This is a genomic window from Micromonospora sp. NPDC126480 (genome assembly GCF_040302465.1).
Lineage (GTDB): Bacteria > Actinomycetota > Actinomycetes > Mycobacteriales > Micromonosporaceae > Micromonospora.
Genome location: NZ_JBEORU010000019.1, coordinates 112642 through 123689 on the forward strand (window position 1 = coordinate 112642; position 11048 = coordinate 123689).

Consider the following 11048-nt stretch of genomic DNA (forward strand, 5'->3'; position numbering starts at 1 on the left):
CACAGCCTGTGTACGTCCGCCGGCTCGAACTGGTCGACTTCCGCTCGTACGAGCGGGTCGGCGTCGACCTCGAACCGGGGGCGAACGTCCTCGTCGGTCCCAACGGCGTCGGCAAGACCAACCTGGTCGAGGCGCTCGGCTACGTGGCGACCCTGGAGTCCCACCGGGTCGCCACGGACGCCCCCCTCGTCCGGATGGGCGCCACCGCCGCGATCATCCGCTGCGCCGTCGTGCACGAGGGCCGCGAGCTGCTGGTCGAGCTGGAGATCGTCCCCGGCAGGGCGAACCGGGCGCGGCTCGGCCGCTCCCCGGCCCGGCGCGCCCGGGACGTCCTCGGCGCCCTGCGGCTCGTGCTCTTCGCCCCGGAGGACCTGGAACTCGTCCGTGGCGACCCCGCCGAGCGCCGCCGTTACCTCGACGACCTGCTGGTCCTGCGCCAGCCCCGGTACGCCGGGGTGCGCGTCGACTACGACCGGGTGGTCAAGCAGCGCAACGCCCTGCTGCGCACCGCGTACCTGGCCCGCAAGACCGGGGGAACCCGCGGCGGCGACCTGTCCACGCTCGCCGTCTGGGACACCCATCTCGCGCAGCACGGCGCGGACCTGCTCGCCGGCCGCCTGGAACTGGTCGCCGCGCTCGCCCCGCACGTCACCAAGGCCTACGACGCGGTGGCCGCCGGCAAGGGCGCTGCGGGCATCGCGTACCGGCCGTCGGTCGAACTGGCCGAGCCGACCACCGACCGGGCCGCCCTCGCCGCGGCGCTGGGCAGCGCGCTCGCCGAGGCCCGGACCGCCGAGATCGAACGCGGCACCACGCTTGTCGGCCCGCACCGCGACGACCTCACGCTGACCCTCGGCCCGCTGCCCGCCAAGGGGTACGCCAGCCACGGCGAGTCCTGGTCGTACGCCCTGGCGCTGCGGCTGGCCGGGTACGACCTGCTGCGCGCCGACGGCATCGAGCCGGTGCTGGTGCTCGACGACGTCTTCGCCGAACTCGACACGGGCCGGCGGGAACGCCTCGCCGACCTGGTCGGCGGCGCGAGCCAACTGCTGGTGACCTGTGCGGTGGACGACGACGTGCCCGCGCGACTGCGCGGCGCCCGGTACAGCGTCGGCGAAGGGACGGTCGACCGTGTCGGATGAACCCCGGGCGGGCGGGCCGCCCGCCGCGCGCCGCAGGACCTCCGCCGGAACCGGTCGGCAGCACCCCGGTTCCGCCACCCCGGCACCCGGTCCGGTGGCCCCCGCCGACGGCGACGGTGCGCGTACCTCCTCGGGAGCCGGCGGCGCGGCGACCGGGTCCGGCGACGGCGGGGTGCCCGACCTGCCGGCCGGGGCGACCGGGCCGGAGCTCGCGCGGGCCGTGCTGGACGCGGCGAAGGCCCGCCGGGAGGCGGCGGCGAAGAAGACGCGGCGGCGCGGCGCCCCCGGCGGGGAGGGCGGCGGTGAGCGACGGCTGCGCGGCTACTCCGGGCCCGGCCCGGACCCCCGCGACCCGCAGCCGCTCGGTGCGGTCCTGGACCGGCTCGTCAAGGCGCGCGGCTGGCAGCAGCCGGCCGCGGAGGCGACCGTCTTCGGCGCCTGGGAGCGGGTGGTCGGCCCGGAGGTGGCGCAGCACAGCCGGCCGGTGAAACTGGAGGACGGCGAGCTGACCGTCGAAGCCCGGTCGACCGCCTGGGCGACCCAGCTCCGGCTGCTCGCCGGCTCCCTGCTCCAGCAGATCGCCCGCGAGGTCGGCCACAACGTGGTGCGCAAGCTGCACATCCACGGTCCGGCCGCACCGTCCTGGTCGCGCGGTCCCCGCCGGGTCCGGGGGCGTGGGCCCCGGGACACCTACGGCTGACGGTCCGTGCCGGCGAGCCGCGCTCAGGCGTCGGCGTAGACCGCGAAGCCCCGGTCGGCACAGCGCCGGTAGAAGGCGGCGAGGACGCTCAGCTCGGCGCAGGTGAAGGTCCACTGCGGCGGATCGCCGTTCTCGTCGCGCAGCCGGTCCAACCGGCTGTCCAGCCAGCGCAGCTGCTGCTCGGCCAGACGCCCGTCGCCGAGCAGCGAGCGGAGCACCTCGCTCACCGACTCGAAGGTGACCTCCTCACCCGCCGGCCGGTGCCGGGCCACGAACTTCTCCACACCGTCCGCGATCCAGGAGCAGCCGTCCGGGTCGATCACCGGATCCTCGTCCTCGGCCGAGTTCTCTGTGGCGTAGAGCACGTTCTCCAGCCCGAGGATCAGGTCGACCAGCTCCGTGTACGCGGTCGCGCGAACCGTGCCGGTCTTGGCGATCAACTCGGCGAGTGCGGCGGTCGGAGCGGAGATCCGCGGCATGTCGACGATCTCGCCGAAGTCCACGAACTCGGCCGGTGCGACCGGGTCGTAGAAGCGGCCGGTCCGCGGCCAGTGCACCGCGACGTTGTCCAGCCCCATCTGGCGTCACCTCTCAAGCCCGTGTCCGTTCGAACGGGTCGATCGTCCGGTTCCCGCACCCAAAGATCAAGCCACCGTTCGTCCCGGCCCCCGACACGCCGTGCGCGGGACCGCCGACGGCCGGTGCGAGCCAGCAGCGGGACCGATCTGTGTAGGGGGAGTCGCGGAGGGCGCATTTCGGCCCGCTACGGAGTTCTCAGCCGCCGCGCAGGGGTGCCGAGTGGTGGTTCTGTCGTCAGCGCACAGTAAGATTGAACCTGAGACGAAGACCCGGTGCGGAGCGACGAGACACGGGGCCGGTGCGGGCCCCAAATCATCGTCCCACGTCGGGTCGAGCCGATCGCGATCCGCGGGCAACCGCGGCGACCGGCGCGTTCGACCCGCAGCCCGGATGAGTCTCCGGTGCCGGTCCGCGCGCCGACGTCGCGCCCTGTCCGCCGAACCCCGCGTCCGGCGCGCCACTTGGCGTGGCGGGCGCGAGAAAGTGGCCGAGGGTGGCAGCGCAGGACAAGCAGGAGTACGGCGCCGAGTCGATCACCGTCCTCGAAGGGCTGGAGGCGGTCCGGAAGCGCCCCGGTATGTACATCGGGTCCACCGGCGAACGGGGCCTGCACCACCTGGTGTGGGAGGTCGTCGACAACGCGGTGGACGAGGCGCTGGCCGGGCACTGCGACACCATCGACGTGGTGCTGCTCGCCGACGGCGGGGTCCGGGTCACCGACAACGGCCGTGGTTTCCCGGTCGACCTGCACCCGAAGCTCAAGAAGCCCGGTGTCGAGGTGGCGCTGACCGTGCTGCACGCCGGCGGCAAGTTCGACGGCAAGGCGTACGCGGTCTCCGGCGGCCTGCACGGCGTCGGCGTCTCCGTGGTGAACGCCCTGTCCACCCGGATGGCCGTCGAGATCCAGAAGGACGGGCACTTCTGGCGCCAGTCGTACACGAACTCCAAGCCGACGCCGCTGGAGAAGGGCGAGCCGACAAACGCGACCGGCTCGGCGGTCTCCTTCTGGCCCGACCCGGCCGTCTTCGAGACCGTCGACTTCGACTTCCAGACCATCTACCGCCGCCTCCAGGAGATGGCCTTCCTCAACCGCGGGCTCACCATCCACCTCCTCGACGAGCGTGTCCCCGAGGACGAGGACGGCAAGATGCGGGAGGTCACCTTCTGCTACAAGGGCGGCATCGCCGACTTCGTCCGGCACCTCAACGCCTCCAAGTCCCCGATCCACAAGTCGGTGGTCGAGTTCGGGGCCGAGGAGGACGGCATGTCGGTCGAGATTGCCATGCAGTGGAACGAATCGTACGGCGAGTCGGTCTACACCTTCGCCAACACGATCAACACGCACGAGGGCGGCACCCACGAGGAGGGCTTCCGGGCCGCGCTGACCAGCGTCATCAACCGCTACGGCGCGGAGAAGAAGCTGCTCAAGGGCGACGAGAAGCTCTCCGGCGAGGACATCCGCGAGGGTCTCGCCGCGATCATCTCGGTGAAGCTGGCAAATCCCCAGTTCGAGGGGCAGACGAAGACCAAGCTCGGCAACACGCCGGTCAAGAGCTTCGTGCAGCGCGTCTGCAACGAGTGGTTGGTCGACTGGCTCGACCGCAACCCCGCCGAGGCGAAGATCATCATCCAGAAGGCCTCCCAGGCCGCCCGCGCCCGGATCGCCGCGCAGCAGGCCCGCAAGCTGGCCCGGCGCAAGTCGCTGCTGGAGTCCGGTTCGATGCCCGGCAAGCTGGCCGACTGCCAGTCCACCGACCCGCGCGAGTGCGAGGTCTTCATCGTCGAGGGCGACTCCGCCGGCGGCTCCGCCAAGCAGGGGCGTGACCCGCGGACCCAGGCGATCCTGCCGATCCGCGGCAAGATCCTCAACGTGGAGAAGGCCCGCATCGACCGGGTCCTCAAGAACAACGAGGTCCAGGCGCTGATCACCGCGCTCGGCACCGGCATCCACGACGACTTCGACATCGAGAAGCTGCGCTACCACAAGATCGTGCTGATGGCCGACGCAGACGTCGACGGCCAGCACATCCAGACGCTGCTGCTCACCCTGCTGTTCCGGTTCATGCGGCCGCTCGTCGAGCTGGGGCACGTCTACCTGGCCGCACCGCCGCTCTACAAGATCAAGTGGAACAGGAAGGGCGACGACGCTCAGTACGCGTACTCCGACCGGGAGCGCGACGGGCTCATCGCGCTGCGCCAGCAGAAGAAGCCCAACGCCAAGCCGGACGACATCCAGCGGTTCAAGGGTCTCGGCGAGATGAACTATCCCGAGCTGTGGGAGACCACGATGAACCCGGCCACGCGTACGCTGCGTCAGGTCACGCTCGACGATGCGGCAACCGCCGACGAGTTGTTCAGCGTGCTGATGGGTGAGGACGTCGAGGCCCGCCGCTCGTTCATCCAGCAGAACGCCAAGGACGTGCGGTTCCTGGACATCTGAATCCGCTCGGGCCCGGCCGGTGGACGCCGGCCGGGCCCGCGGATCCACAGAGTTATCCACAGCATGGCCGGTATCCACAGCGGTTATCCACAGCACGAAAACGACTCTGAGTCTGATAAGGGTTAACAAGTGACCGATACCCCCGAGTCCACACCGAACGAGCCCGAGGTCCCCGAGACCGCCGGTGCCGTCGTCGCGCACGACCGCATCGAGCCGGTCGGGCTCGAGGTCGAGATGCAGCGCTCCTACCTCGACTACGCGATGAGCGTCATCGTCGGGCGCGCGCTGCCGGACGTCCGGGACGGGCTCAAGCCGGTCCACCGCAAGATCCTCTACGCGATGTTCGACTCGGGGTACCGGCCGGACCGCGGGTACGTGAAGTGCTCCCGCGTGGTCGGCGACGTGATGGGTCAGTTCCACCCGCACGGCGACACGGCGATCTACGACGCGCTGGTCCGGATGGCGCAGCCCTGGTCGCTGCGCTACCCGCTGGTCGACGGCAACGGCAACTTCGGTTCGCCCGGAAACGATCCGGCTGCGGCCATGAGGTACTGCGTTACCGCAGATATCCGTATTCGTACCGACGAGGGCAGCGTCCGGCTCGGTGACATCGTGCCGGACGCCGCGCCGGGCAGCGAGACGGACATCGACCTGAAGGTCCGCGACCGCAACGGCGACCTGGTCCGCGCCTCGAAGTTCTTCCACTCCGGCGAGCACCCGACGCTGCGGCTGCGCACCCGTGAGGGGTACGAGCTGACCGGCACGCACAACCACCCGGTGCTCTGCCTGGTGGACGTGGCCGGCGTGCCGACCCTGCTCTGGAAGCTGCTCGCCGAGATCGCCCCAGGCGACCGGGTGGTGCTCCAGCGCAGCGTGCCGGACGAAATCGGCTACCCGATGCTGGAGCACGTCGAGGCGGCCGTCCTGGCCGGCGCCTTCGTGAGCGAAGGCTGGGTGTCCCAAGGGCGGGCCGGCTTCAACAACGTCGACCGGGAGTTCTTCGTCCGGGTGCTGGCCGCCTACGACCTGGCGGTGGGCGGCCCGCGGTACGTCAGCGAGCGGGTGATCGCGTCCGGCAGCACGCTGCACGAGCTGGACGTCCAGGACCTCGCGGCACTGCGGACGAGCGTCCTCGGCGAGCTGATCGGGGCGCGCAGCGCCGGCAAGTTCGTGCCGGAGTTCGTCTGGCGGGGGCCGGCGGCCGTCAAGCGCGCCTTCCTCCAGGCGCTCTTCGAGGGCGACGGCTCGTCCTCCCTGCTGCCACGCCACACGATCCAGATCTCGTACTCCACCCGCAGCGAGCGGCTGGCCCGCGAGGTGCAGCAGCTGCTGCTGGAGTTCGGCGTGGTCAGCCGGCAGTGCCGGTACGACGACGGCGAGATCAAGGTCGTGGTGACAAACCGCCGGGACGCCCGCATCTTCGCTGCCCAGGTCGGTTTCCTCGGCCGCAAGCAGGCCAAGCTGGAGTCGGAGCTGGCCTCGGTGCCGACGAGCAGCCGGGCGCTGTCCGGCGACCACGTGCCGCTGGTCGGCGACTTCATCCGGGAGCACGGCGCGAGCCGCTGGACCGAGCGGGACTGGCTGCTCCGGCACAACGTGGACCGGGTCGAGCGTTGGGAGCGGGATCGGGACGAGATCGCCGCCCGGATCACCAACACCGAGGTGCTCGACGTGGTCGAGCCGCTTGTTGACGGCCGGTTCTACTACGCCGAGGTGGCCGGCGTCGCCGACGCGGGCGTGCAGCCGGTCTACAGCCTCCGGGTTGACACCGAGGACCACTCGTTCGTCTCCGATGGCTTCGTCAGCCACAACACCGAGTGCAAGCTCGACCCGCTCGCGATGGAGATGCTGCGGGACATCGACGAGGACACCGTCGACCTGCAGGACAACTACGACGGCCGGGCCAAGGAGCCCACCATCCTGCCGTCGCGGATCCCCAACCTGCTGATCAACGGCTCCGAGGGCATCGCCGTCGGTATGGCCACCAAGATCCCGCCGCACAACCTGCGCGAGATCGGCGCCGCCGTCCAGTGGTGCCTGGAGCACCCGGAGGCGGACGAGGCGACCACGCTCGAGGCGCTGCTGGAGATCGTCAAGGGTCCGGACTTCCCGACCCACGGCCTGATCGTCGGTCAGGCCGCCATCCAGGACGCGTACCGGACCGGGCGCGGCTCGATCCGGATGCGCGCGGTGGTGGAGGTCGAGGAGGACAAGCGGGGCCGGCCGGCGCTTGTGGTGAGCGAGCTGCCGTACCAGGTCAACCCCGACAACCTGGCCGAGCGCATCGCCGAGCTGATCAAGGAAGGCAAGCTCGGCGGCATCGCGGACATCCGGGACGAGTCCTCCGGGCGTACCGGTATGCGGATCGTGCTGGTGCTCAAGCGCGACGCGGTCGCGAAGGTGGTGCTGAACAACCTCTACAAGCACACCCAGCTCCAGGAGACGTTCGGCGCGAACATGCTGGCGCTCGTGGACGGCGTGCCGCGCACGCTGAACCTGGCCCAGTTCATCCGTTACTACGTCGAGCACCAGATCGAGGTCATCCGCCGGCGGACGGCGTTCCGGCTGCGCAAGGCGGAGGAGCGGGCGCACATCCTGCGTGGTCTGGCGAAGGCGCTGGACGCGCTTGACGAGGTGATCGCCCTGATCCGGCGCTCGCCGACGGTGGACGACGCCCGGCAGGGCCTGATCCGGCTGCTGGAGATCGACGAGATCCAGGCGACCGCGATCCTGGACATGCAGCTGCGCCGGCTGGCCGCGCTGGAGCGGCAGCGGATCCTCGACGACCTGGCCAAGCTGGAGCTGGAGATCGCCGACCTCAAGGACATCCTGGCGAAGCCGGAGCGGCAGCGGCGGATCGTCTCGGAGGAACTGGGCGAGATCGTCGCCAAGTGGGGTGACGAACGGCGTACACAGATCATCCCGTTCGACGGCGAGGTCTCGATGGAGGACCTCATCGCCCGCGAGGACGTGGTGGTCACGATCACCCGCACGGGGTACGCGAAGCGCACGAAGGTCGACGCGTACCGCTCGCAGCGGCGGGGCGGTAAGGGCGTCAGCGGCGCGTCGCTGCGGCAGGACGACATCGTCAGCCACTTCTTCGTGTGCTCGACGCACGACTGGATCCTGTTCTTCACCAACAAGGGGCGCGTCTACCGGGCCAAGGCCTACGAGCTTCCGGAAGCCAGTAGGGTGGCCAAGGGCCAGCACGTGGCCAATCTGCTCGCGTTCCAACCGGACGAGCAGATCGCGCAGATCATCGAGATTCCGAACTACCAGGTGGCCCCCTACCTGGTACTGGCCACGAAGAACGGCCTGGTGAAGAAGACGAGGCTCGAGGAGTTCGACTCCAACCGGTCCGGCGGCATCATCGCGATCAACCTCCGCGATGAGGACGAGCTGGTCGGTGCCGCCCTCGTCGGGCCCGAGCAGGATCTGCTGATGGTGTCGAAGAACGCCCAGGCGATCCGCTTCAACGCCTCGGACGAGGCGCTTCGGCCGATGGGCCGGGCGACCTCGGGCGTGATCGGCATGCGGTTCAGCGAGGAAGACGAGCTGCTCGCCATGGAGGTCGTCCGGGAGGGCATGGACGTCCTGGTGGCCACGAACGGGGGTTACGCGAAACGTACCCCGATCGAGGAATACCCGGTGCAGGGCCGGGGAGGTAAGGGCGTGCTGACTGCGAAGATCACCGAGCGGCGCGGTGGTCTGGTCGGCGCTGTAGTGATCGACCCGGACGACGAGCTGTTCGCTATCACCAGTAACGGTGGTGTCATCCGGACTCCGGTGAAGCCTGTACGCCGTACGCGTGACCGGAACACAATGGGGGTCAAGCTGATGGACCTTCCGGACGGCGTGACTATCGTGGCGATTGCTCGCAATGCCGACGAGCCTGACGAACAGGACTAGTTGAATGACGGAGACACAGGCGAAGTCGGGGAACACGGGGACCTCGGCCAACCCGGTCGACGAGGAGGGCGCCAAGAGCGGCGCGCCAGCGACCGGCCGCGCGGCCGTGGGCCGGGCGACCGTCCCCGCCGATGCGCCTGCCCCGAAATTCACCCGGGCTCCCGGGATGGCGCCGCCGCCGGACAAGCCGGACGAGAAGTCCGAGTCCGCGGAGAAGCCCCCGGCTGAGGCGACTAAGGTCGACGCGCCGAGCGCGGGTGGCACCGCCACGTCCACCGCGAGTGGCGCCGCCACGTCCACCGCGGCGAAGCCGACGGCCACCCAGCCGATCGCCGTGGGCACCGGCCGGGCATCGTCGTCGACCGCCGGGAGTGCCACGACCGGCACGCAGCCCCTGGTCACCGGCAACACCGGCACCCAGCCGCGGGTCACCGGCACGGCCCGGCCACAGACGGACGGGCGCCCGGGTAGCCGTCCGCAGGGCGGTGGCCTCCCGCCGGGCATCGGCGGCGCGGCCGCCGTCGGGGCGGCGCGCGTGGGTGAGGCGGTACGGGCCGCGCGTACCTCGGTCAGCTCGGCCGCCTCGCGCGGGCCGCGCCGGGCTCGACTGAACCTGAAGCGGATCGACCCGTGGTCGGTGATGAAGTTCGCCTTCGCGGTGTCGGTGGTGCTCTTCATCGTCGTGGTGGTGGCCACCTCGGTGCTGTATCTGGCGCTGGACGCGATGGGTGTCTTCGCCAGCGTGAACGACAGCCTGAGCGACCTGGTCAACGCGGGCGGCGGCCAGAGCACCAGCGGCTTCCAGATCACCGCCCGGGGTGTGATCCTGAGTTCGGCGCTGATCGGCCTGGTCAACGTGGTGCTGTTCACGGCGCTGGCCACGCTTGGCGCGTTCGTCTACAACGTCTGCGCCGACCTGGTGGGCGGCATCGAGCTGACGCTCGCCGAGCGCGACTGAGCAGGGACATCGGACGCCCCCGGGTCGCCGACCGGCGACCCGGGCGTCCAGCTGCTTGATCCACTCGGGTTGCGGCATACTGCGCCATTCCACGCCATGGAAACCGCAGGATGCCGCATGCGGCACGCGGCGCCTCCCGGTAAGTCAGTGGGCGTTTCGTCCGGTGCTCAGGTAGGTTCAGGATGGCGCCGGTGCCCGGGCCACCCCGATTTGGGGGCGGCCGGGCGGATGGGTTAACCTTGGCCGTCGCTACGCGGGGCTATAGCTCAGTCGGTTAGAGCGCAGAGCTGATAACTCTGAGGTCGCTGGTTCGATTCCAGCTAGCCCCACCAGAGATCGTCCGACGGCACAGTCGAGCGTGAGGGGTCGCCCCAATGTTCAAGAAGCTGCTGATCCTGGTCGGTGTCGTCGGCGTGGCGGCCGTGGTGGCCAAGAAGGTCAAGGCCTCCAACGACGAGCGTGCCCTGTGGCACGAGGCGACCACCGCGCCCGACCTGCGCTGACCGCGCTCTCGTCCTGCCAGCACCAGGCGGCACCGCCCGCCCAGGGGCCCTAGCTCAACTGGCAGAGCACTGCCTTTGCAAGGCAGGGGTTAGGGGTTCGAGTCCCCTGGGCTCCACCAACACTTTCCTTGGCTGATCTCGGTCCCGAGTACAGCCATCCGTACAGCCAAGCGGTCACGCTGTCCCCTCCTCGCCCGGCACGGCGGAGGTGATGGGTGCCGAGGCCGGCACCGAGGTCATCATTCGCTGTCGTCACCCTCATGTCCTTGGCTGCGGACCATAGCCACGCTCCAGCGTTTGCTGAGGCGGGCCGATCGCCGACAGAGCTGGACGCCACCGGGGTCAGGGCGATCGCTGTCGCGCAGCAGAGCTGCTTGCCTCCGACTCCCGTGGGCACTGTCCGTCGTTCGATGACGATGAGGACCAGGGTGTGGCCCGCCCCCCGGGTGCCCGATCCACTACGCCACCCGGCCGACGTCAAGGGCGCTGCGCGTCGGCACGCCGATGGCCTACGGCCGCCCTTGACCCGACCGGGCACCGCAGTTCTTGGCACCAATCAGGGGGATGGGGGCCGATTGGCGGCCACCTTCGCCCGGGACGCTGGCCGGTCTGCCTGCCGGCTGTCAAGGAGATCCACAGCGACCGCAGCTTCCGCTAACTGGCCTATGCTGGGGACAGCGGCAGCGCTACGCGCCGGCCCAACCCGAACTCCTCTGCTTCGTCTGAGGTTCCCCCCGGGATGTGGACACCGGGTTATGCCGCGATCTGGTGCAGCGTAGTCGGTGTGAGGGCTTGTTCGTAGTCGGCGGGGCTGAGG

At 70.2% G+C, this 11048-nt stretch carries 7 protein-coding genes and 2 tRNA genes; 8 read left to right on the forward strand and 1 reads right to left on the reverse strand.

The genetic code is table 11. The features are described 5' to 3' along the window. Nucleotides 1–8: 8 nt before the first annotated feature. Both recF and ABTW87_RS19010 read left to right on the forward strand, forming a co-directional pair. A complete protein-coding gene (gene recF, locus ABTW87_RS19005; protein WP_350652140.1) occupies nt 9–1142 on the forward strand; it encodes a DNA replication/repair protein RecF in 1134 nt (377 codons plus the stop codon). Nucleotides 1143–1314: 172 nt separating this feature from the next. After that, nucleotides 1315–1842: a DciA family protein gene (locus ABTW87_RS19010; protein ID WP_502891612.1), complete on the forward strand. Its 528-nt coding sequence runs from the start codon at nt 1315–1317 to the stop codon at nt 1840–1842. 23 nt (nt 1843–1865) lie between these two features. Here ABTW87_RS19010 and ABTW87_RS19015 read toward each other — a convergent pair whose 3' ends face one another. Beyond that, nucleotides 1866–2420: a hypothetical protein gene (locus ABTW87_RS19015; protein ID WP_350652141.1), complete on the reverse strand. Its 555-nt coding sequence runs from the start codon at nt 2418–2420 to the stop codon at nt 1866–1868. A gap of 494 nt (nt 2421–2914) precedes the next feature. On the opposite strand from ABTW87_RS19015, the gene gyrB reads away from it, so the two are divergent. The 6 genes from gyrB (at nt 2915) to ABTW87_RS19045 (ending at nt 10350) form a co-directional block, all read left to right on the forward strand. Next, nucleotides 2915–4861, forward strand: coding sequence for a DNA topoisomerase (ATP-hydrolyzing) subunit B (gene gyrB, locus ABTW87_RS19020; RefSeq protein ID WP_350652142.1), 1947 nt, complete (start codon nt 2915–2917; stop codon nt 4859–4861). A 129-nt stretch (nt 4862–4990) separates the two neighbouring features. After that, nucleotides 4991–8770, forward strand: a complete 3780-nt coding sequence (gene gyrA, locus ABTW87_RS19025) for an intein-containing DNA gyrase subunit A (protein ID WP_350652143.1) — start codon at nt 4991–4993, stop codon at nt 8768–8770. A gap of 4 nt (nt 8771–8774) precedes the next feature. After that, entirely contained in the window at nt 8775–9728 is a 954-nt protein-coding gene (locus ABTW87_RS19030) for a DUF3566 domain-containing protein (RefSeq protein WP_350652144.1), read from the forward strand. 255 nt (nt 9729–9983) lie between these two features. After that, nucleotides 9984–10060 (forward strand) — tRNA-Ile (locus ABTW87_RS19035). Between the two features lie 42 nt (nt 10061–10102). Beyond that, nucleotides 10103–10231, forward strand: a complete 129-nt coding sequence (locus ABTW87_RS19040) for a DLW-39 family protein (RefSeq protein WP_240943722.1) — start codon at nt 10103–10105, stop codon at nt 10229–10231. A gap of 43 nt (nt 10232–10274) precedes the next feature. Continuing rightward, nucleotides 10275–10350, forward strand: a tRNA-Ala gene (locus ABTW87_RS19045). The last annotated feature ends 698 nt before the right edge of the window (nt 10351–11048 follow it).